Origin of the sequence: Streptomyces sp. NPDC006879, assembly GCF_042869595.1 — a bacterium.
Classification (GTDB): Bacteria; Actinomycetota; Actinomycetes; order Streptomycetales; family Streptomycetaceae; genus Streptomyces.
In genome coordinates this window covers 106,584-127,754 of record NZ_JBIAGC010000016.1, presented here as the reverse complement: position 1 = coordinate 127,754, position 21,171 = coordinate 106,584, and the positions used below count along the sequence as shown (strand labels likewise).

At 69.3% G+C, this 21,171-nt stretch carries 12 protein-coding genes; 5 read left to right on the top strand and 7 right to left on the bottom strand.

The annotated features are described in order from the left end of the window. Positions 1-583: 583 nt before the first annotated feature. Together lat and ACFYMC_RS15420 are read right to left on the bottom strand one after the other, a co-directional pair. Entirely contained in the window at positions 584-1,939 is a 1,356-nt protein-coding gene (gene lat / locus ACFYMC_RS15425; RefSeq protein ID WP_388524403.1) for an L-lysine 6-transaminase, read from the bottom strand. A 51-nt stretch (positions 1,940-1,990) separates the two neighbouring features. Continuing rightward, a complete protein-coding gene (locus tag ACFYMC_RS15420; protein ID WP_388524400.1) occupies positions 1,991-3,517 on the bottom strand; it encodes an aldehyde dehydrogenase family protein in 1,527 nt (508 codons plus the stop codon). A gap of 231 nt (positions 3,518-3,748) precedes the next feature. On the opposite strand from ACFYMC_RS15420, the gene ACFYMC_RS15415 reads away from it, so the two are divergent. Then, the gene (locus ACFYMC_RS15415; protein ID WP_388524397.1) at positions 3,749-5,002 is read left to right on the top strand and encodes a cytochrome P450; all 1,254 of its coding nucleotides are present in this window, start codon (positions 3,749-3,751) and stop codon (positions 5,000-5,002) included. Between the two features lie 39 nt (positions 5,003-5,041). On the opposite strand, the gene ACFYMC_RS15410 is transcribed toward ACFYMC_RS15415, so the two are convergent. The 5 genes from ACFYMC_RS15410 to vioD are packed head-to-tail and all read right to left on the bottom strand — an operon-like array spanning position 5,042 to position 16,237. Next, positions 5,042-5,698, bottom strand: a complete 657-nt coding sequence (locus tag ACFYMC_RS15410) for a 4'-phosphopantetheinyl transferase (protein WP_388524394.1) — start codon at positions 5,696-5,698, stop codon at positions 5,042-5,044. Between the two features lies 1 nt (position 5,699). Next, entirely contained in the window at positions 5,700-6,530 is an 831-nt protein-coding gene (locus tag ACFYMC_RS15405) for a metallophosphoesterase family protein (protein ID WP_388524391.1), read from the bottom strand. After that, positions 6,502-10,353: an amino acid adenylation domain-containing protein gene (locus tag ACFYMC_RS15400; protein WP_388524388.1), complete on the bottom strand. Its 3,852-nt coding sequence runs from the start codon at positions 10,351-10,353 to the stop codon at positions 6,502-6,504. Before ACFYMC_RS15400 ends, ACFYMC_RS15405 begins: the two co-directional genes overlap by 29 nt. Then, positions 10,350-15,044: an amino acid adenylation domain-containing protein gene (locus ACFYMC_RS15395; protein WP_388524385.1), complete on the bottom strand. Its 4,695-nt coding sequence runs from the start codon at positions 15,042-15,044 to the stop codon at positions 10,350-10,352. The genes ACFYMC_RS15400 and ACFYMC_RS15395 overlap by 4 nt, the downstream gene beginning before the upstream one ends. After that, the gene (gene vioD / locus ACFYMC_RS15390) at positions 15,041-16,237 is read right to left on the bottom strand and encodes a capreomycidine synthase (protein WP_388524383.1); all 1,197 of its coding nucleotides are present in this window, start codon (positions 16,235-16,237) and stop codon (positions 15,041-15,043) included. Before vioD ends, ACFYMC_RS15395 begins: the two co-directional genes overlap by 4 nt. A gap of 153 nt (positions 16,238-16,390) precedes the next feature. Here vioD and ACFYMC_RS15385 point away from each other — a divergent pair, with 153 nt between their 5' ends. The 4 genes from ACFYMC_RS15385 to ACFYMC_RS15370 all read left to right on the top strand — a co-directional run bounded on the left by ACFYMC_RS15385 (position 16,391) and on the right by ACFYMC_RS15370 (position 21,165). Continuing rightward, the gene (locus ACFYMC_RS15385; protein WP_388524380.1) at positions 16,391-17,494 is read left to right on the top strand and encodes a branched-chain amino acid aminotransferase; all 1,104 of its coding nucleotides are present in this window, start codon (positions 16,391-16,393) and stop codon (positions 17,492-17,494) included. 264 nt (positions 17,495-17,758) lie between these two features. Next, positions 17,759-17,977, top strand: coding sequence for an MbtH family protein (locus ACFYMC_RS15380; protein WP_388524377.1), 219 nt, complete (start codon positions 17,759-17,761; stop codon positions 17,975-17,977). A gap of 58 nt (positions 17,978-18,035) precedes the next feature. Beyond that, positions 18,036-19,913, top strand: a complete 1,878-nt coding sequence (locus tag ACFYMC_RS15375; protein WP_388524374.1) for an amino acid adenylation domain-containing protein — start codon at positions 18,036-18,038, stop codon at positions 19,911-19,913. Then, a complete protein-coding gene (locus tag ACFYMC_RS15370; RefSeq protein WP_388524371.1) occupies positions 19,897-21,165 on the top strand; it encodes a cytochrome P450 in 1,269 nt (422 codons plus the stop codon). The genes ACFYMC_RS15375 and ACFYMC_RS15370 overlap by 17 nt, the downstream gene beginning before the upstream one ends. Positions 21,166-21,171: the final 6 nt, after the last annotated feature.

The following is a 21,171-nucleotide window of genomic DNA, read 5'->3' as shown; positions in this document are numbered from 1 at the left end:
ACCGCAGCCATTTCGTCCGGAGTCACACACCCACAACGCGACACACAACCCGAAGGACACGCACCACCAAACACGACCTGACCAAGCACTACTAGCTCCATGGCGTCGGTTCCTCGGTGGTCGCCCAGCGGACGGTTGGATCTGTTCACCGCCCGTCTGTCCACTGGCGGTTGGTCTGCCGTCAACCGGCTGGAGGTCCAGAACGATGGAAACGGTTGGAAGTCGGACCCGGGTGGGCACTCGGTTGGCTTGTTGGGTGCGCGACAAGTTCTATTCACCCGCATCCGTCCGTTGCGGTCGCGGGCGTTCATTGGGGATGTTTTTGTCCGGATTCCTGGTTATATATATTTATAATTCCTGTATAAGGATTGGTAATCAGCGGATGCCTCCGAACGGTGCATCGGGTGTGAGTAAGCCCCGCCGCTCCGCGGAGTCGCACAGCCTGGTCGTGCGACGCTCGGTTCAGGCGCCCGTGACGACGCAGACGGGCGCCCGGGCCTGCTGGCCCGGGCGCCCGCTTCATGGTGCCGGATTCGAACTGGGAATGCCCTTGGAGAATGCTGGCCGGTATCAGCCGGTCCCCTTATTGAACGATTGTCTCCTCCGAAGTCCTCTTGAGGGCCCGGGTGAATGCGTCCAGGGCGAGCGACAATTCCTCAGGGGTCACTGAAAGCGCCGGGCGCAGTCGCACGGTGAGTTCGCCGCCCGGAAGTACGAGTACGCCTTCTTCTCGCAGCGCCTCTATGAAACTGTCGCGGAATTCTGTGGACGGCAGGTCGAAGGCGCACATTAGGCCGAGTCCACGGGCATTAGAAACAAGGGAGGGGAACTTCTCTGCCAGTGTTTGAAATCCATCGGTCAACTGGGCGCCCAGCTCTTTGGCCCTTCCTATCAGCCCATCGCGTTCGATGATTTCCAGGAGCCGGCGGGAGCGGACCATGTCGACCAGTCCGCCGGCCCACGTCGAGCCGACCCGGTTGCTCACCCGGAAGGTGTTGTCCGGTACCAGGTCGACGCGGCGCCCCGCCATGACCCCACCGACCTGCGCCTTCTTCCCGAAGGCCACCACATCGGGGGCGATTCCCAGCTGCTGGTAGGCCCAGGGCGTTCCGGTCAGGCCCACGCCCGTCTGCACCTCGTCGAGCACGAACAGCGCGTCGTAGGTGTGGCACAGCCGCTGCATCGCCTGAAGGAACTCCGGCCGCAGGTGCTTGTCACCACCCTCGCTCTGGATGGGCTCGGCGATGAAGCACGCGATGTCGTGCGGGTGTGCCCGGAAGGCGGCCTCGGCCTGGGCCAGGGCCAGCCGTTCCGCCTCCTCGACCTGTTCGATGTGGTCGGCCAGCGGGAAGCGGGCAGCGGGCGAATCGATGCGCGGCCAGTCGAAGACCGGGAAGCGTTCGGTCTTGACGGGCTCGGTGTTCGTCAGGGACAGGGTGTATCCACTGCGACCGTGGAAGGCTGCCTTCAGGTGTAGTACCTGCATTCCGAGCGAGGCGGACCGCCCGGCCGCCTCGTTGCGCCGGCTCTTCCAGTCGAAGGCGCACTTCAGTGCGTTCTCCACGGCCAGCGCCCCGCCCTCGACGAAGAAGAGATGGGGTAGCTCGGGGTCACCGAGCACCCGGGCGAACGTGTCCACGAACTGGGCCAGATGGGTGGTGTAGGCGTCCGCGTTCGACGGCTTGCTGGCCGCGACCTTGGCGAGCAGCCGCCCGAACTCCGGATCCTGCGTCACCCCGGGCGGATTGAAGCCCAGCGGGCTGGAAGCGTAGAACGTGAACAGATCGAGGTAGGAACGCCCGGTCAGCTCGTCGACCAGCCAGCTGCCACGGCTGCGTTCCAGGTCGAGCACGAAGGGGTACCCGTCGACCAACAGGTGCTCGGCCAGGCTCGCGTGGACCTGGTCGGCGGCGATGGTGCGCGTACGGGGGAAGGACATGGGATTCCTTGAGGTAGATGCCGGCCGGTCCGGGCCGGAGACGGCAGAGGGTCAGAGGAAGTTGATGTTCTGGGCGAGCGCCACCTCGGCCGAGTAGTTGACGACGTTCGTCGTCCGGCGCATGTACGCGTGCCACGCGTCCGACCCGCAGGCTCGGCCGCCGCCGGTCTCCTTCTCGCCCCCGAAGGCTCCGCCGATCTCCGCCCCCGAAGTGCCGACGTTGACGTTCACCATTCCGCAGTCCGAGCCGACCGCCGACATGAAGACCTCGGCCTCCCGCTGATCCCGGGTGAAGATGCTGGACGACAGCCCCTGCGGGACGTCGTTCTGCAACGCGATCGCCTCTTCGAGCGTGTCGTACGTCAGCACGTACAGGAGCGGCGCGAACGTCTCCTCCCTGACGACCTCGGTGTGCCCCTCGATCCGGACCACGGCGGGACGTACGTACGCGGCCGACGCGGTGCCCGTCTCCACCCGCTCGCCGCCGACGAGCACCTTGCCGCCGTCCGCGGTGACCCGGGCGAGAGCGTCCTGCATGGACGCCAGCGGTGCCGGCGAGATCAGCGGACCCACCAACGTGCCCTCGGCGAACGGGTCACCGACCGGCAGCCGCTCGAACGCGGCGGTCAGCCGGGGCAACAGTGAGTCCACGACGTCCCGGTGCACGATCAGCCGACGCAGCGCGGTGCAGCGCTGACCAGCGGTGCCCGCCGAGGCGAACACCACGGAGGGCAGAGTGAGGTCGAGGTCCGCCGAGGGCGTGACGATCGCTGCGTTGTTCCCGCCGAGCTCCAGGAGGGTGCGCCCGAAGCGGGCGGCCACCCGGGGGCCCACCGAACGGCCCATGCGAGTCGAGCCGGTGGCACTCACCAGGGCCACCCGCGGGTCGTCCACGAGCTGCTCGCCGCTCTCCCGCCCGCCGAGCACCAGCCGGTGGATGCCCGCCGGAGCGCCCACCTCCTCGGCCGCCCTGGCGAGCAGCCGGTCACAGGCGAGCGAGATGAGAGGGGTCAGCTCGGACGGCTTCCACACCAGGGTGTCGCCGCAGACCAGTGCCACCGTTGCGTTCCAGGCCCACACCGCCGCGGGGAAGTTGAACGCGGAGATGATGCCGACGACCCCCAGCGGATGCCAGGTCTCGGCCATCCGGTGGCCGGCCCGCTCGGACGCGATGACCCGCCCGTACAGCTGGCGGGACAGGCCGACCGCGTAGTCCGCGATGTCGATGATCTCCTGGACCTCGCCATACGCCTCGGACCGGATCTTCCCCGCCTCCAGGGTGATCAGGTCGGCGAGGTCGCCGTGGTGCTCGCGCACCAACTCACCGAAGCGGCGCACCAGCTCACCGCGGCGCGGGGCCGGGATGCTGCGCCAGGTGAGGAAGGCCTCGTGAGCCGCGGCCACGGCCGCCTCCGCCTCCGCTGCACCGGAACCCTTCAGGCCGAACAGGTCCTCGCCGGTGACCGGAGTGCGTGCGTACAGGTCGTCTCCTTCCGGGACCTCCACACCGATACGGTCCAGGCACGCGCGGGCGCGGGCGCGCAGGTCTTCCGTGGCGGGCAGGGCTATGGCTGTCATGCAGGCTCCTGAGAGGTGCGGGCGGCGGTGGCAGCCGCCGCGGCGGACCCGGTTCGTCACTCGGAGTCGCGCCGGCGCTGCACACCTGACAATCGGCTGCTACTAGCGCAGTTCGTGTCCGACCGGACAGGTAGCCCCCGGTTCGGGTGACAGGACAGTCCGTTGTGCGCGTCGTACGTTCCTGAGACAGGGCAATGGGGGCCCTCTCGTACCGGCACTGGAGTTGGATAGATGCACACCGACAGCCCGGCCAGGCAGGACATCGGTATCGACCCGGCGACCCCACCCGTCTACGACCCGTTCTCCTGGGAGCTGCACGAGAACCCCTATCCGGTGTACGCGTGGATGCGGGAGAACGCGCCGGTCTACCGCAATGAGGAGCGCGACTTCTGGGCCCTGTCCCGGCACGCGGACGTGCTGTTCGCGCTGCGCCACCCGAAGCTGTTCTCCAACCGCAACGGCATTTCCTTGGAGGCGGAGCTCTGGAACCCGGAGGCGTACAAGACCAGCTTCTTCCTCGCCATGGACCCTCCGGAGCATGGGCAGTTGCGCACCCTGGTGTCGGGCGGCTTCACCGCGCGACACGTCACGCACCAGGAGGAGCGCATCCGCAAGATGGCCCGTGAGCGGCTGCTACCGCTTCTGGAACAGGGCGAGTTCGACTTCGCCGGTGACTACGCGGCGGCGCTGCCCAACGACATCGTGTGCGACATGGTCGGAATCCCCGCCGCCGACTGGGACCTCATCCGGGCCGACACCGACATGCTGAACATGCGGGGCGACGGCGAGGAGGAGCGGCCGGCCGCGTCCGTCCAGGCCGCCCTGCGGCTTGCCTCGTACTTCGTCTCCCATGTCACGGAGTTGCGGCGCAGCCCCGGCGAGGACCTCACCTCGCACCTCCTCGACGTGCGGGTGAAGGGCGAGCCGCTCAGTGACTCGGAGATCGTCGCCTTCCTGTTCCTGCTGATCACCGCGGGCAACGAGTCGACGGGCAAGGTGATCGGCAACGCCTGGTACCACGGCTGGTTGCACCCGGACGTCAAGCGCGCGGGCTTGGACCACCGGCCCGGGGACTGGACCATGGAGACGCTTCGCTACGACTCGGCGAGCCAAATGGTCGCTCGCTTGGTCACCGAGGACACCGTGTTGCACGACGTGGTGCTGCCGGCCGGCTCCCGGGTCGCCCTGCTCCCCGCCTCCGGGAACCGCGACCGCCGCGTCTTCGAGGACCCGGACCGCTATGACCTCGACCGTGACACCAGCCAACTGATCAGCTTCGGGCACGGCCCTCACTACTGCCTGGGCGCGGCTCTCGCCAAGCTGGAGATCAAGATCGCGCTGGAGGAGATCGGGTCGCTGATCTCGGACTACGACATCGACCTGACCTACGCCCGGCGGGTGCACTCCCCCCACCAGCGTGGTTTCGCGGTCCTGCCCACCTCGGTGACGTTGCGCGACAAACCCCGCGGTCCGTCGGCCGCGTGACGGCCCGGCCCCTCGGCCGGGCCGGTGCCCGTGACGGCGTCAGCCGTGTCCGTCCGCGACCGCCGTGAGCAGGAGACCGTCGTACGCCGCCCATCTGCCGGTGAAGGTGGACCAGCGGGCACCGCCGACGACGGGGCCCGGTACCAGCAGGCGGGCGCTGAACGTCTTGGCGGCGGGATCGAGGGTGACCTCCGCCTCGGAGAAGTCCAGCCATTGCCCGGTGAGCGGGAACCAGGCCTTGTAGACGGATTCCTTTGCACTGAACAGCAGCCGGTCCCAGGTGACCCCGGGCCGCGCCGACAACGCCGACAGCATCTCGCGCTCCCGCGGCAGGGAGATCACGTCGAGGACCCCCTCGGGCAGCGGTTCGTCCGGCTCGGCATCCACCCCGATCGTCGGCACGTCGGCTCGGTGGGCCACGGCAGCGGCGCGATAGCCCTTGCAGTGCGTGATGCTGCCCACCACCTCCGCCGGCCACACCGGAGCGCCGCGTTCGCCCTTGGGGATCGGTACCGGGTCGAGGCCGAGCGCCCTGACCGCCTCCCTCGCGCAATGCCTTCCGGTGATGAACTCGGTGCGGCGAGCAGCCATGGCCCGGGCGACGTGCGCCGTCTCCTGCGGATGGTGTCCGAGGCCCGGCGGATCCTCTCGGAGCTCCACCACCGCGACCTTCGGCGGCAGGATGTTCGCGAGCACCTCACTCCTCCGTGACGGGAAGCACCTGGCGTGGCCCCCGGTAGTCGTCGCGGCCGACCCACTCGCGCGGGTATCCGACGGACACCTCCATGAAGGGCACCCCTTCGTGCCAGCTGGTACGACGTATGTGCAGGTGGCCGTAGACGACGGCCGCGACGTTGAAACGGGTGTGCCAGTGCGCCGTCCGGGTCGTGCCGCACCACAGGGCGAACTGGGGGTGCCGCAGGACTCGAGTCGGCTCCTGGATGAGCGGGAAGTGGTTGACGAGCACCAGCCGGCGGTCCGGATCGATCCCGGCCAGACGGCGTTCGGTGAGCTCGACCCGGGCGTGGCACCAGGCGTCGGGGCCGGGATGCGGATCCGGGTGCAGCAGCGCTTCGTCGGTGCAGACCACGCCGGACTCCCACGCCGCGTCCAGGGCTTCTTCCTTGGTGGTGCCGGTGGGACGGAAGCTGTAGTCGTAGAGCAGGAACAGCGGGGCGATGGTGACCGGGCCGTCGGGCCCTTCCCACACCGGATAGGGGTCCTCGGGCGTGTCGACATCCAGTTCCCGCGCCACCTTGACGAGTTCGGCATAGCGGCTCTCGCCGCGCAGCGTGCCCCTGTCGGCCCGGGTGGTCCACAGTTCGTGGTTCCCGGGCGTCCAGATGACCCGTGCGAAGCGGTTGCGCAGGAGACCGAGGGCCCATGCCAGGTCGTCGATCCGTTCGGCCACGTCGCCCGCGACGATCAGCCAGTCGTCGGGTGATCCGGGCCGCAGGGCCGCGACCAGATCGCGGTTGCGGCCGTGCGTGACGTGCAGGTCACTGATTGCGAGGAGCTTGCTGCCCACTGCCCTGCTCCCAAGTGGCCGCGGCGATGACGGTGGCGAGGGCCTCCGGTTGTTGTTGGAGGAAGTAGTGACCACCGTCTGGCACGGTCGCCAGCTCGACGGAAGAGCCGAAGCGTTCCCACACACGGTACTTGCGTTCGTAGCGGGGGGTCTCCGGGTCGGACGTTCCGATGACCACCGTGATCGGCGCGGCCAGCGGCGCCGTGCCGCCACGGCGCGGCCACTGTTCGGTGAAGTAGGCCTGGGCGGCTGCCGCGTCGTGGCGGAACGCACGCATGACGAAGGCGAGCTCCTCGTCGTCGACGACTGCGGTGAACCCGCCGAGCGACTGCAGGTACCGCAGCTGCGCCTGGTCGGCGGCTGGGCCAGTGCGCCGCAGTTGTGGGACTCGGCTCTTGTAGAAGGGGTACGAGGCGCCGAGGAACAGCCGCTCGACGGTCCGTCCGGCGGTCTCCAGGCGGCGCACCACCTCGATGGCGAGCGCCACGCCGACGCAGTGCCCGTACACGGACACCGGGCCCTCGACGGTCTTCAGGATTTCGTCCGCCACGTCCTGCGCCACCTCGTCGAGCGGGCGGAGATCGGGGGGACCGCCGAGCTCGTGGCCCGGCAGGGTGACCGCCAACAGGGCGAGGCCGGGATCGAGGGCGCCGGCGAGCGGTTGGTAGCCGATGGTGCTACCGCCGCCGAAGGGCACGCACACCAGGGTGTGCGCGGGCGACCGGCCGACGGGGGTCATCCGCATCAGCGAGCCCTGCTCCTCGGCCGGGTCCAGGGCAGCCGCCAGCTCGCGGACGCTCGGGCGGGCGGCGAGCAGGCCCACTGTGGCCCCCTCGATCCGGCGCACCGCCCGGACGGCGGCGAAGGAGTCGCCGCCCAGGTCGAAGAAGCTCGTGGTGACGTCCACGGCGGGGAGGTCGAGGACGTCCCGGAAGACCTCGGCGATGCTCTTCTCGACGGCGGAGTCGGGCGCTGCCACGGCCACCGCGGCCGGTATCGGGTCGGGTAGGGCGCGCCGGTCCAGCTTGCCGTTGTGGGTCAGCGGCATCGCGGGCAGGACGGTGACGGTGGCCGGAACCATGTAGCGGGGCAGCGCCGCCCGAAGGGCGTCGTGCAACGCGCTGGCGTCAAGGGCCTCACCGGTCACGTACGCGGCCAGGCGTGTCCCTTCCCGCACGTTCACCACCGCTTCCCGGACCGAGGGCTGGGCCAGCAGGACTTGCTCCACCTCGCCCAGTTCGATCCGGTAGCCGTGGATCTTCACCTGCTGATCGAGACGCCCGAGGAACTCCAGCGCCCCGTTACGCAGCCTGCGCACCTTGTCGCCCGTCCGGTACAGCCGGCCGCCCGGGCCGGCCGACTCATGCGCGACGAACCGCTCCGCGGTCAGCGCCGGACGGTTCACGTACCCCTGTGCCAACTGCACTCCACCGAGGAAGAGTTCGCCGGGAACCCCGACGGGCGTTGGGTCCAGCCGGTCATCCAGTACGTGCACCTCGGTGTTCGCGACGGCGTCCCCGATCGGCACCGACCCGGCAGGGGCGGGGCGGGCGCAGTCCCACCAGGTGACGTCGACGGCGGCCTCGGTCGGACCGTACAGGTTGTGCAGCTCCACCTCCGGGAAGGCCGCTCGGAAGCGGTCCGCCAGGGGGCGCCCGAGAGCCTCGCCACTGCACATCACCCGGCGTAGGGCAGGTAGTTCGACGGGTTCGTCGAGGAACAGCTGGAGCATGGAGGGAACGAAGTGCGCGACGGTGACGTCTCGTTCGGCCAGGGTGCGGGCGAGGTAGTCGCTGTCCTGGTGTCCCCCGGGGCGGGCCAGGACCATGGTGGCCCCGGTCAGCAGTGGCCAGAACAGCTCCCAGACCGAGACGTCGAAGCCCAGCGGGGTCTTCTGCAACACCCGGTCTTCGGCGCCGAGCGGGAAGGTCTGCTGCATCCACAGCAGCCGGTTGACGATCGCGCGGTGGGTGACCACCACGCCCTTGGGGCGGCCGGTGGAGCCGGAGGTGAAGAGGACGTAGGCAGGGTCATCGGCGCGCCCGGGCAGGGACCGGCCCGGGGCTTCGGCGCAGTCCGCCGCTGTCAGGACGTGACGTATCCCCGCCCGCGCCGCTGTTTGCGCCCATTCGGGTGCCGCGAAGGCCACTTCCGCACCCGCCTCGGCGACCATGAACTCCAGCCGTGCGGGGGGCAGGGCGGGGTCGAGAGGGAGGTAGGCGGCGCCCGTGAGCAGGGCGCCGAGCACACCAGTGACCATGTCCACGGAGCGTTCGGCACAGATGCCGACGACCTGGCCGGGGCCGGACCCGGCTGCGGCCAGCGCCGTGGCGGTCCGGCGCGAGAGGGTGAGCAGTTGTGCGTAGGTGAGGGTTTCTTCGTCCGTCCGGACTGCGATCGCGTCGGGGGTCGCGGCAGCCTGCCGCTGGACCAGATCGCCCAGAGTGAGCTCCGCCTGTGGATAGGCCACTTCCTGCGCCGGGCGCTCGTGCGTACGCCCGCGGGCCGCCGTCAGCACCTCGGCGACGGTGTCGAACTCGGCGAGGGCCTCCAGGACGCGGTGGAAGTACTCCATCATGTCCTCGACCGTGCCGGGCTCGAACCGGTCCCGGTGGTAGATCAGCCGCGTGATCGAGACGGGCGCCGGGGTCACGATCAGGGTCAGTGCTTCGCTCGTCTTCTCGAAGTCGTTCACGGAGCGGATCGAGAAGCGGTCGACCAGTTCGCCCCCGCCGATGCCCAGAGGGTAGTTGTCGACGACGACGACGCTTTCGAAGAGCGGCTGGCCCGTGGGCAGGTTCGCCCAGGACCTGATCTGGGTGAGCGGCGCGTACTCGTACCGTCGAGCCGTGGCGTGCACGGTCTGGACCTCGCGCAGCCAGCCCGCCAGACCACCGCCTTCGGGCACGGTGACGCGCACCGGCAGCGTGTTGATGAACGAGCCGACCATCCCGTCGACGCCCCGCAGTTCGGCGGGGCGCCCCGAACTGGTGCACCCGTAGGTGACCTCCGAGTCCCCGCTGAAGCGCCGCAGTACCAGCGCCCAGGCCGCCTGGAGCACCGTGCTGAAAGTGACCTGATGGCGGGCCGCGCACGCGCGCAACCGATCGTTGAGGGAGTCGGGTAGCTCCTGGCGCACCTCGGCGACCTCGCCCGGGCCGCGGTCCGGGGCGATCCGCAGCATCGGGCCGAGCCGACCGCTGTCGACGGGCCCGGCGAGGGCGCGGCTCCACCAGTCCTTGGCCGCGTCCATGTCCTGGTGCTGTAGCCAGGCGATGTAGTCGCGGTACGGGGCCGGCGCGGGCGGCGGCGGGGTGTTGGCGAGCAGGCAGCGGTAGCGCCGCACGACATCGGCGAGGACGATCGGCACCGACCAGCCGTCGAGCAGCAACATGTGGTGGGTCCAGACGAACCCGTGGCGCTGGGCGTCGAGCCGGACCAGGTGCAGCCGCTGGAGCGGCGGCTGCTCCGGGTCGAACCCCGCGGCCCGGTCCTCGGCGAGCAGCCGCTCGAACCGGGCTTGTCGTTCGTCCTCGGGGGCCTCCGACCAGTCGTGCCGCACCAGCGCGCCGGGTGGTTTCCGGTGGACGACTTGGAGCGGCTTGTCCAGGCCCTCCCAGTGGAAGGAGGTCCGCAGCGCCGGATGCGCCTCGGCGACCTGCTGCCAGGCCCGCTCCAGGAGGTCGGCGTCGAGAGCGCCTTCGATCTCGAAACTGCGCTGGGCGACATAGGTGTCCGCGTCGCCCCCGTACAGGGTGTGCAGCAGCATGCCCTGTTGCAGCGGCGACAGTTCGTAGACGTCCGCGACGTCGGAGGTGCTCACTGGTCCTCCCGGCCCGCCTGTATGCGGTTGAGCAGTCCGTCTAGCTGTGCCTGATCGACCCGGGCGAGCGGGAAGTCCGACGGGGTGCGCGCGGCGTCGCCGCCGGCCGCCAGCGAACGCAGTTCGGCCAGGAAGGCCGCCGCGAGCCGGTCCACGGTTTCGCGTGAGTGCAGCCTCTCGCTGTAGTCCCAGGTCACGGTGAGGCGTCCGCTGTTGACGGCGGCATGCACTTCCAGCGGGTAGGGGCGTCGGCCCAGCGGGCTCGCCCCCGGGCCGGCGGGCCCGGTCACGGTGAAGCCGGCGGTCGCTGTCGACGGTTCGTGAAGCTGTCCGGTGTACTCGAAGACCACGGAGGCGGGGGAGGGCGGCAGCGGGTCGTTGCCCTGGTGCAGCAACTGCCAGCCGAGCCCGCCGTCGGGAACGGCCCGCATGGCTTCCTTGACCGCCTTCAAGGTGGTTTCGGGCGGGTTGTTCTCCGCGCTGACCAGGGCGACCGGGTGGACCGTCTCCAACCAGCCGACGGTCCGCGCCAGGTTGATGTCGTCGAAGACCTGGTCGCGGGTGTGCCGCCGGAGGTCGACCAGGTGCCGGGGTACGCCGGTCCACTCGCCGAGGGTGCGGCCCAGGGCGGTGAGGAGGATGTCGTCGATCCGGCAGTCGTGCGCGGCGGGCGCCGCGTGCAGCAGCTCGGCGGTCGTCTCGGCGTCGAGTGCCGCGACGGACCGGCGGGCGCTGTCGACCGTGTCGGAGTCCGGGCTGTTCGTCGTGTCGAAGGGCACGGCGCCGCTCGCCGCCCCGATCAGCTGCGACCAGTAGGGCCGTTGCGACTGCACGGGCTGGGTGCCGGCGTACGAGGCGAGGCGGCGGGCCCAGGACTGCCAGGAGGTGGTCTTGGCAGGCAGGGCGACCGTTCGGCCCGCGCCGAGCGCGAGCAGCGCGGTCCGCAGGTCTTCCACGAGGATCCGCAGCGAGGTGGCGTCGGCGACCAGGTGGTGCGCGATCACTGCCAGCCGGTCCGGGCGCTGGTCGCCGAGCCGGAAGAGTTCGAAGCGCACCAGCGGCCCTATGGCGGGCCTCAGACCCGCGGCAGCCTGAGCGGTCAGCTCCGTCATCTTGCGGTCCTGCTCGCCTGTGGCGAGGTCCGACAGGTCGTGCACCTCGAACGGGGTGCGGGAGTCGGGGAGGGCGATGCGGACCCGGGTCTGTATGCCGTTGAGCTGGAACCGCTGACGCAGGCCGTCATGGTGGACGAGAAGCTGGTTGACCGCCTCGCGCAGCAGGTCCGTTCCGTGGCTCTCGTGCAGTTCGAGCAGCACGGAGACGTTCCAGTGGTGCGGCTCGGAGAAGTCCGCCTCACAGAACCAGCGTTGTAGCGCGGTCAGCGGGGAGGGGCCGTTGACCACACCCTGCTCGGCGTCGATGACCGGCGCGGCCGTGGTCACCGCTGCGAGGAGGGCGACCGTGGGGTGCTCGAAGAGATCGAGCGGTGAGATGCGGATACCGACGTCCTGCGCCTGTGCGACGACCTGGATGGCCAGGATCGAGTCGCCGCCCAGCTCGAAGAAGTTGTCGTGGACGCCGACGCTGTCCACCCCGATGACGCCTGCGACGATCCCGGCGAGCTGCTCTTCCACGGGGGTGACAGGAGCGACGAACTCTGCTGCCTCGGCCGGGCGGGCGGCCACGGGAGTCGGCAGCGCGGCATGGTCGATCTTGCCGTTCGAGGTCAGAGGGAGGGCTTCCAGCTCCACGAACGCGGCGGGCACCATGTATGCCGGCAGTTCCTTCTCCAGGAACTCCCGCAGGTCACCGGTGGCGGGAGCGGGAGCGGTGCGGGGCACCACGTACGCCACCAACCTCTTGTCGCCTGGTTCGGGCTCGTGCACGACCACCACGGACTCGACGATCTCGGGGTGCAGACTGAGGGTGGACTCGATCTCCGCCGGTTCCACCCGGAATCCGCGGATCTTGATCTGGGTGTCCGCCCGGGAAACGAACTCCATTGTCCCATCGGGTCGCTGGCGCACCAGGTCTCCCGTGCGGTACAGCCGCTCGCCCGGCCGCGCCGGATCGGGGCAGGCTACGAACCGCTGCGCGGTGAGGCCGGGGCGGCCGTGGTAGCCGCGCGCCAGGCTGACGCCGCCGATGTACAGCTCGCCGAGGCCCCCTACTGGGACCGGACGCAGCCGGTGGTCGAGTACGTGCAGGTCGGCAGAGGGCAGCGGGGTGCCGATCGGCAGGTTGGGCCAGTCTCGGCCCTGGTCGACCGGGTCGAGGCGGAAGAACGTCGAGCTGACGGTCGTCTCCGTCAGGCCGTACACGTGCATCAGGGGCACGCCCAGCGCTTGCCACATCTTGATTCGGTCCGGGAGCACCCGCTCACCGCCGATGATCACCAGGCGGAGCGACTCCGGAAGTGCACGGTCCTCGCGGCGGAGCGAGCGCGTCCACTCGTGCCAGTAGGCGGTGGGCAGCTCCATCACGGTGATTCGTTCGCGTTCGGTCAGCTCGGCGAGGTCGGCGCCGCCGCCGAGCAGCTTGGTGGCGGGGATGACCACGGTGCCGCCCGCCAGCCAGATCGGGAACAGCTCCTCCACGAGCACGTCGAAGCTGGGGGAGGCGAACTGCAGGAAGCGGTCTCCGCTGCCCAGCCCGAAGCGTTCCACGACCTCGCGGGCGAAGGTCGCCAGCGAACGGTGCTCGATGAGGGCGCCCTTGGGACGGCCGGTCGAACCCGAGGTGTAGACCATGTACGCCAGCGACTCGGGGTCGGGAAGGTCGGGAAGGTCGTGGTCGGGGCCGTCGTGGGGCTCGTCTACCAGGAGGGTCTTCCGCCGTGGTTGGTCGCCCGCGACGGTGAGGGCGGAGAGGGACTTCTCCTCGGTGAGGAGCACGCGTACGTCCGCGTCCGCCAACATGAACGCCAGCCGCTCCGGCGGATAGGAGGGGTCGAGGGGTACGTAGAACCCGCCCGCCTTGAGCACCGCGAGGATCGCGACGGCCATCCGGGGGGACCTGTCGAGGAGGATGCCGACGGCGACCTCGCGGCCGACGCCGCGCTCGCGCAGCAGGTGTGCGAGCCGGTTGGCGCTGCGGTTGAGCTCCGCGTAGCTCATGGCGGTCCCGTCGTGGACGACCGCGGTGGTGTGCGGGGCGAGGGCAGCCCGCCGCTGGAACAGCTCGATGAAGCCCGGGCCGCGGTCACCCGCGCTGGCGGAGGTCGGGCCGGTCATGTCCAGTGTCCTGGGGACGATGAACTCCACGTCGGCGACCGCCGTGTCGGGGGCGGTCACCAACTGGCGCAGGACGTTGACGAACTGGGAGGCCAGCAGTTCCACCGTTTCGGGGTCGAACAACTCGGTGCTGTACTGCCACTGCAAGGACACCTTGTCGCCGACGGGCATGGCGAACAGGGTCAGGTCGATGGAGACCGGACCGATGTCCATCGGCTCCGGTGTGATCGTCAGTCCCGGCACCTCCAGGGTGTTGCTCGGCGCGGTCAGGACGTTGATCATCACCTGGACCAGCGGGGTCTGCGCGGCCTCACGCCCGATGCCCAACTGCTCCAGGAGCCGCTCGAAGGGCAGGTCCTGGTGGTCGTAACCGGCGGTGGTGGTGTCCCGCGCGGCGTGTACCAGCTCGCGCAGGGTCTGTTCCTGAGCGAGCTGCATCCGAAGGGGCAGCAGGTTGGCGAAGCAGCCGATGAGCTGTTCGGTCTCCACCCGGTTGCGGCCGGAGATGGCTGACCCGATGACCAGATCGTCCTGCCCGGAGTAGCGCTGGAGCAGCACCGAGAAGGCGGCGAGCAGCACCATGAACAGCGAGACGTTCTCGCTCTCGGCGAACGACTTCAGGTCGGCACTCAGTTCGGGCGACAGCTCGATGTGGTGCTGGGCACCGGCGAAGGTGGGCCGGGCCGGGTAGGGCCGGTCGATCGGCAGGGGGAGGTGAGTGGGTACCCCCGCCAGTGCCTGCTTCCAGTAGGTGAGTTCGGCGGCGATCCGCGCGTCGTCGAACTCCTTCGCCTGGAGCGCGGCGAAGTCGCCGAACTGGATCTCCGGCAGCGGTAGCCCGCCCGTGCCTCCCGACCGGTGGATTCCGTACAGGGTCACGAACTCCCGCACGAGGATGGCCATCGACCAGGCGTCGGAGGCGGCGTGGTCCGTGGTGAAGAGCGCCACGTGGGTGTCGGTACCCAGTCGCAGCAGCTGGATCCGCAGTCGTTGGTGGTCTTCGGGGGCGAAGGGGCGCACCAGTTCGGCGTCGGCCCGGCGTCCCACTTCCGCCAACTGTTCGTCGGCGGGCAGGTGGGAGAGGTCGACCAGCGGGGTCGGTACCGGCGCGACGGGCTGCACCACCTGCACGGGAGTGCGGCCCTGTAGCTCGACCGTGGACCGCAGCGCCTCGTGGCGCTCGACGATCTCCGTCAGCACCCGGCTGAGTAGCTCCAGGTCGAGTTCGCCGATGAGCCGCAGGGCTCCGCCGATGTTGTTGGATCCGCGGATTCGACCCGTGGTCCATTCGCGCAGCTGCGCGAACGACAGGGGGGTCGGCATGCTCCGGTCACGCGGCTTGATCCGGCTGTCCGGGGCGGGGCCGCGCTCTGCGGTCATCGCGGAGAGCCGCCGTTCCAGGAGCTCGCGCTTCTCCGGGGAGAGGGCTTCGATGCGGCGCTGCAAATCGTCGGTCATCGGCCTGCCGCCATCCTGGAGTCTTCGCGTAGTACTTGTTCGAGGGCGGTGAGTCCGGCGGTGAGTTCGGTGGTGGTACCGCCGAAGCCGAGTCGGGCGTAGGAGCTGAAGTCGTCGCCGAAGCACATGCCGGGGACGAGCAGCACCCGGTGTTCCTCGGCCAGCTTGCGGCAGGAGCGCTCCACGTCCGGGAGCTGAGGGAACTCGACGAAGGTGGTCACGCTGCCGGCTGGTGGAGTGACCCGGACCAGCTCGGGGATGTCGGCCGCCCACTCCAGCAGGATCTTCAGGTTGGCACCCGCGTGCTCTCGTTGGAGCGCCACGATCCGGTCGGCGTTGCGTACGGCCTTCTCGGCGAAGAACTCCAGCACGGGCGAGACGTACAGTGCGATGTAGTCGCGCAGCACCGCCATCTCCTCGTGGAGTCGCCTTGGCGCCAGGCACCAGCCGACCCGCATGCCCGCCAGGCCGTAGCTCTTGGAGAGCGTGCCGAAGGAGATGACCTTGTCGTAGCGGTCGTGCGGGAGGCGCAGTGGGGCCGAGGCGTACGTCATCTCTCCGAACGCGTTGTCCCACACCAGCCAGGCACCCGACTCGGCCGCGATGGCGATGAGCTCGTCCTGCTGCTCTGCCGTGATCGACACCCCGGTCGGATTGTGCGGGAAGTTCACCACGATCATCCGGGGGCCGGACGCGGCGAGTTTGCGCAGCAGCTCCAGGTCGGGGGCGAAGCCCTGGTCCGCGCGCAGGGGCCATCGGGTGATCCGGCAGCCCCTCGACTGGGCGATGTCGTAGAGCTGTTGGTAGGCGGGGTCGACGACGATCACTTCGTCGCCCGGGTTGAGCAGCGTGTGCATGACGATGTAGATCGCCTCGCTCGACCCGTGGGTGACCATGACCGGGTCGACGTCGCCACCGGTCCAGCGGTCCGCGAGGGCGGTCCGCAGCCCGGGGCCGCCGTACGCCTCGCTGTCGTGCAGCACCAGCGAATCCAGCTCGGACATCTCGAATCCGCAGAGCGCGCGCAGTTCCGCCATGGACAGATCGCGTACCCCGCTGCTGCCGATGTCATGGTCGACCTTGTGGTAGTAGTCGCGCATCCAGGCTTCGAGCTTGGCTATGGCGATGCCCATACGTAATTCCATCCCGTCCGCGGCTACTTCGGTGGGAACCTCGACGCCGACATTCGACAACTTCCCCAGCCTCAGCCAGCCTCCTGCACCGCCCCCCGCGCCCGCATGTCGTCCTTTCATGTGACACCGCTGCTCCGACTCGGCACGGGTAGTTTCGAAGCCGCAACAGCCCTTTTCGGTTTCCCCGGTTCAGCAAGGAGAGGTGGTCAGCCGGTGGACTTCGAGATCCACACCTGTGAGCGGCCGGTGTCGGACGAGGAGCGCGGGGCCGTCCTCGCCGCGCCCGGGTTCGGCAGGACGTTCACCGACCACATGGTCACCGTGCGCTGGGACGAGGGACTCGGTTGGTACGACGGCCGCCTCGAACCGTACGGGCCGATCAGCCTTGACCCCTCCGCCTCCGTCTTCCACTACGGCCAGGAGTGCTTCGAGGGCATGAAGGCCTACCGGCAGGACGGCGGCGGCATCGCACTGTTCCGGCCGGAGGTCAACGCGGCCCGGTTCAACCGCTCCGCGGCGCGCCTCGCGATGCCCGGCATACCGGAGCAAACCTTTCTGCGCGCGCTGGAGATCCTGGTCGCCCAGGACAGTGACTGGGTTCCCGACGGCGCGGGCAACAGCCTCTACCTGCGCCCCCTGATGATCGCCACCCAACACGAGCTCGGGTTCACCCTGCCCTCGCGCAGCTACCTCTTCGTGGTCTTCGCCTCACCCGCCACCGCCTACTTCGGTGCGGAGGGCGTCCGGCCGCTGACGGTGTGGCTGTCCGAGGAGTACACCCGGGCAGCACCCGGCGGCACCGGTGCGGCCAAGGTCGGAGGCAACTACGCCGCCGCCTTCGCCGCCCAGCGTCAGGGCGTCACCGAGGGCTGCGACCAGGTGGTGTGGCTGGACGCGGCCGAACACACCTGGGTCGAGGAGATGGGCGGCATGAACGTCTTCTTCGTGCTCGACGAAGGAGACGGCAGCCGCCCGCGGATCGTCACACCGCCGCTGACCGACACACTGCTGCCCGGCGTGACCCGTGATTCGCTGCTACAGCTGGCCCCGAAGCTCGGGCTGGACGCCGAGGAACGGCCCATGTCGGTGCCCCAGTGGCAACAACTGTGTGCGGCCGGGAAGATGACCGAGGCGTTCGCCTGCGGCACGGCCGCAGTCATCGCCCCGATCGGCAAGGTCAAGGGCGCCGGTGGCAAGGCGTGGACGATCGGCGACGGCGAACCGGGACCGGTCACCATGCGGCTGCGCGAGGAGCTGCTCGGTATCCAGTACGGACAGCTTCCCGACCCCAGTGCCTGGGTGCACAAGGTCTGTTGAGGGGCCGCCAGAGCCGGAGCCCGCCCCCGTGACCATCCGCCCTGCGTTGAGCCCGGGGCCCGGATGTCGTCCTTTCATGTGACAGTACGCGCGGGTTCCCTGCCGGTAGCTTCAGCTTGACGTCCAGCAGTAATTGGGCGGCCAGAGTGTGCAATTCGTCGACAATTCCGGGGCGACGCCGAAGCCGGCGCTCCATGAATCCCTGGTGCGGTATTCCAGCCCGACCCGCTCCACTCACAGCTGCCAAATCAAGGAGCCGATGAAATGAATCCCTTCGACGATTCCAACGGGACCTTCTCCGTTCTCGTCAATGGTGAGGAGCAGCACTCGCTCTGGCCCGTGAAACTGGATGTTCCGGCCGGCTGGACCGCCGTCCACGAGGGCACCCGGCAGTCCTGCCTGGACTACATCGACCAGAACTGGACCGACCTCCGCCCGCTCAGCGCACGCCAGGACCCGGCGGTCGCCTCCGCCTCCAGTTGAGCCTGCACGGTGTCGGTGAGCAGAGCCGAGCAGAGAATCACAAGGTAGGGAATCAGTGATGGGTAGCCTTCAGCCAGCTCGCTCGCCGCGCTGCGTGCACGACATGGTCGCGGAACAGGCCGCGCGGACACCCGAGGCGACCGCGGTCAGCCATGGCGACCGCAGCCTCAGCTTCCAGCAGCTCGACTCCGGCGCCGACGCCCTGGCACGGCGGCTGCGCGCGGCCGGTGTCGGCGGCGGGAGCACTGTCGCGGTGCTGCTCGACCGTTCGATGGACCTGATGGTCGTGCTGACGGCGATCCTCAAGGCGGGCGGCGCCTACCTGTACCTCGACCCGGCCGAGCAGGCGGAGCAGCGAGCCCGCATTCTCGACGACGCACAGGCACGTTTCGCCGTCGTGGACTCCGGCACCGCACCCCTGGCCCAGGGCATCGAGCACGTGCTCTCGATCGACGACCCCGCCGAGCCCGGAGCGGCCGAGCCCGGCCTGCTGCCGGCCACCGAGATCGGACCGGACAGCCCCGCCTACGTCTGCTACACCTCGGGCTCCACGGGCACGCCCAAGGGCGTGGTGGTCTCGCACCGCGCGATCTTCAGGCTCGTCGACGCTCCCTCCTGGATCGACGTCCGACCGGAGGACGTCTTCCTACAGATCACCCGCGTCGGGTTCGACGTGTCGACCTTCGAGATCTGGACCGCGTTCGTCCGCGGGTGCCGGCTCGCCCTGGCTCCGTCCGGCCGGGCCGATCTGGAGGAGATCGTCAAGACGATCCACGACGAAGGCGTCAGCATCCTTTGGTTGACCTCTGGCCTCTTCCACAAACTCGTCGCCCACCACCTGGAGAGCCTGGGCACGGTCCGCCACCTCCTCGCCGGCGGCGACGTGCTCTCCCCGGACCACGTCCGGCGGGTCCTCGCGGCTCATCCGCACCTGACGTTCACCAACGGCTACGGCCCGACCGAGAACACCACCTTCACGACCTGCTGGACCACCCGCACCAGCAGCGACAACGAGCGCGTCCCGATCGGTACCCCGATCGACGGCACCACAGCGGCCATCCTCGACGACGCCATGCGTCCCGTCCCGCCGGGGGAATGGGGCGAGCTGTGGGTCGGCGGAGAGGGGGTGGCCACCGGCTACCTCAACAAGCCGGGCGCCACCGCCGAGAAGTTCGTCGCCGACATCTTCGGGGACCAACCCGGGCGCCGCATGTACCGCACCGGTGACATCGTCCGCGAACTGCCCGACGGGGCCATGGACTTCCTGTGCCGAGCAGACCGCCAGGTCAAGATCCGCGGCTACCGGGTGGAGCCCAGCACCGTGGAGACGGAACTCCTCAAGGACCCGAGGGTGGAGGAGGCCGCCGCGCTCACTCACACCGACGGAGCCGGGGACACCCGCCTGATCGCGCACGTCGCCGTGGGCAGCATGCCCGAGGAGGAGGCGGCGGCACTCGGCGCCAGCCTCCGTGAGCAGCTCGCGGCCACCTTGCCGGCCCACCTCGTCCCCTGGGCGATCCTGGCCCTGCCGGAGATCCCGCTCAACGCCAACGGCAAGGTCGACCGTGCCGCCCTGCCGTCCGCGAAGATCCCGCGCAACGTGTGGAACGAGTACGTCGAGCCCACCGACGACCTCGAACGCCGCCTCGCGCAGATCTGGAGCGACGCCCTCGACGTCGAGCCCATCGGGATCACCGACAACTTCTTCGAACTCGGCGGGCATTCGTTGATGGCCGCCGAACTGCTCGCCGCGCTTCAGAACGACTTCAACGTCGAGCTGCCGGCCCGCACGCTGTACCTGCGTCCGACGATCGAGGACCTCGCCGAGAGCCTGCGGCAGCACGAGGGGACGGGCCCACTGACCTCGGCTGCCGAGCCGCGGCCGGATCAGCAGCCCGAAGCGACGAAGGAGGCCGCGGATGCGACCGTTCGATGAATCCACCGGGACCACGGCCGGAGCACGCGTGCCCGCCACCGGCTGCCCGGTCGGCAAGGCCGCCATGGGCCTTGCCGACCCCATGCTCTACAGCGACGGGGACTACCACCCGCTCTGGGCCGAGCTGCGCGAGAAGGACCATCTGACCTGGCAGCAGGTGGACGAAGCCAACGGTTTCTGGTCGGTGGCCAACTACCACGAGGCCGACCAGGTGTTGCGCGACTCCCATACGTTCACCTCGGAGCGCGGCACGCTGCTGAACATCCTCGGTGTCGAGGATCCGGCGGGCGGCAGGCAGATCGCGGCCACCGACCCACCGCGACACACCATCATGCGCGCCCGACTCCAAAAGGCCATGGCCATCAAGGCCATCGAACGCCAGGAGGAGATGATCCGGGAGCTGGTCCTGGAGATCCTTCAACCCCTCCAGGACGGTGGCCCCTTCGACTTCGCGGAGGCGATGCTGGCCCTGCCGGTCGCCGTCGGCGGTGTCTCCATGGGCCTGCCCCGCGAAGACTGGCCCTGGCTGGCCAAACTGCTCAACTCCTCCATCGCCGCCGACGACCCCGCCTACCGGCGGCCAGGCGGCACCCAGGAGACGCTCGACCACGCCCACCGCCAGCTCTTCGCCTATTTCCAGGACATCTACGGTGAGCGCCGACGCAATCTGGGTGACGACCTCATCAGTGTCCTGATCACCACCGAGGTGGACGGTCGGACCATGACGCCGGGTGAGGTGATGTCCAACTGCTACAGCGTGCTCCTCGGGGCCGTGGTCACCACCCCGCACTCGCCCAACTACATGATGGCCGAGCACCTTGAGGACGGGCTGCTCGACAGCTGGGCCTCGGACCTCAGCGTCACGCCCACCGCCGTGGAGGAGGCCCTGCGCATGGCCTCGCCGGTCAGCCATTTCATGCGGTACGCGGTCAACGACACCGTCATCCGCGGTACCCGTATCAGGGCCGGAGACGCCGTGGTGGTCTGGCTGGGGTCGGCCAACAGGGACGGGGCGGTGTTCCCGAATCCCGACACCTTCGACCTGCGCCGCAGGCCGAACAAGCACGTGGCGTTCGGCATCGGCCCGCACTACTGCGTCGGACACACCGTCGCCAGGGTCACCCTGAAGATCCTTTTTGCCGAACTCCTGGGAAGGTTCACCGACTTCGCATACGCGGGGGAGAAGTCCCGGCTCCAGTCGAACTTCATATCCGGCTACAAGAACCTCCCGATCACCGCCCGGCCGCGCTGATCCCCC

Coding starts and splice junctions, on each gene's coding strand:
- lat (WP_388524403.1), bottom strand. CDS start 1,939: ATGTCCTTCCCCCGTACGCGCACCATCGCCGCCGACCAGGTCCACGCG.
- ACFYMC_RS15420 (WP_388524400.1), bottom strand. CDS start 3,517: ATGACAGCCATAGCCCTGCCCGCCACGGAAGACCTGCGCGCCCGCGCC.
- ACFYMC_RS15415 (WP_388524397.1), top strand. CDS start 3,749: ATGCACACCGACAGCCCGGCCAGGCAGGACATCGGTATCGACCCGGCG.
- ACFYMC_RS15395 (WP_388524385.1), bottom strand. CDS start 15,044: ATGACCGACGATTTGCAGCGCCGCATCGAAGCCCTCTCCCCGGAGAAG.
- ACFYMC_RS15380 (WP_388524377.1), top strand. CDS start 17,759: ATGAATCCCTTCGACGATTCCAACGGGACCTTCTCCGTTCTCGTCAAT.
- ACFYMC_RS15375 (WP_388524374.1), top strand. CDS start 18,036: ATGGGTAGCCTTCAGCCAGCTCGCTCGCCGCGCTGCGTGCACGACATG.
- ACFYMC_RS15370 (WP_388524371.1), top strand. CDS start 19,897: ATGCGACCGTTCGATGAATCCACCGGGACCACGGCCGGAGCACGCGTG.